2 protein-coding genes are annotated in these 1,309 nt (G+C 72.3%); both read right to left on the bottom strand.

Features of this window, described 5'->3' with window-relative positions:
- Nucleotides 1-780 (bottom strand): FAD binding domain-containing protein (locus tag AC27VN_RS41665; protein WP_490880539.1); only part of this gene is annotated, 780 nt, incomplete at its 3' end.
- Nucleotides 777-1,309: 2Fe-2S iron-sulfur cluster-binding protein (locus AC27VN_RS41670; RefSeq protein ID WP_490880540.1), on the bottom strand; the 533-nt coding region annotated here is incomplete at its 5' end. The genes AC27VN_RS41665 and AC27VN_RS41670, both read right to left, overlap by 4 nt.

Raw genomic sequence — 1,309 nt, forward strand, 5'->3', positions numbered from 1 at the left:
GAGGCGCACCTGCGTCACCGTGCCGCCCTCGCGCACGACCACCGCGGCCACCGAGACCAGCGCGAAGGCATACGAGGCCCGGTCGCGCACCTTGCGGTAGAGCTGCCGTCCGCCCAGGGGCGGCGGCAACACCACGCCGGTGATCAGCTCGTCGGGCGCGAGCGCGGTCTCGACCTGCGGCGTCTCGTCGGGCAGCCGGTGCAGCTCGGCGATCGGGATCCTTCGCGTGCGGCCGTCGGCCGCGACGGTGTCGACGCGGGCATCGAGCGCGCGCATCGCCACCGCCATGTCGGAAGGGTGCACCGCGATGCAATGCTCGCTCGGGCCCAGGATCGCGTGGATGCGGTTGAAGCCGCCGAGCGCCGCGCAGCCGCTGCCGGGCACGCGCTTGTTGCAGGGCTTGGTGGTGTCGTAGAAGTAGAAGCAGCGCGTGCGCTGCAGCAGGTTGCCGGCCGTGGTGGCCTTGTTGCGCAACTGCGCGCTGGCGCCCGAGAGCAGGGCGCGCGCGAGCAGCGGATGCTCGCGTCGCACGCGCGTATCGGCCGCGAGATCGCTGTTGCGCACCAGCGCGCCGATGCGCAGGCCGCCGTCGGCCGTGGTCTCGATGCGGTCGAGCCCGATCCGGTTCACATCGACCAGGTGCGGCGGATGCTCCACGTCGAGCTTCATCAGGTCGAGCAGGTTGGTGCCGCCCGCGATGAACTTCGCGCCCGGATGGCACTGCACGGCGGCGGCCGCCTCGGCCGGGCTCGACGGCCGCTCGTAGCTGAAGGCCCTCATGCCGCGGCTCCCGCCACGTCGCGGATGGCCGCGACGATGTTGGGATAGGCCGCGCAGCGGCAGATGTTGCCGCTCATGCGCTCGCGCAGTTCCTCGTCGCTGAGCGAGGGGCGGCCCGCCAGGTCGGCGGTGACGTGGCTCGGCATGCCGCCGCGCAGTTCCGCGAGCATGCCGACGGCCGAACAGATCTGGCCCGGCGTGCAGTAGCCGCACTGGAAGCCGTCGTGCTTGACGAAGGCGGCCTGCATCGCATGCAGCCTCGGCGGTGCGCCCAGTCCTTCGATGGTCGTCACCGCGTCGCCCTCGTGCATCACGGCGAGCGTGAGGCAACTGTTGATGCGCCGCCCGTTCACCAGCACCGTGCAGGCGCCGCACTGGCCGTGGTCGCAGCCCTTCTTCGAGCCGGTGAGCCGCAGGTGCTCGCGCAGCGCGTCGAGCAGCGAGACACGCGCATCGATGGCGAGCGGCCGGGGCTGCCCGTTGACCTGCAGCGTGATGCGCGTCAGGCCCGCGGCATCGACCGGCGCGC

This window comes from Variovorax sp. 20P10.2.4 (assembly GCF_058244205.1).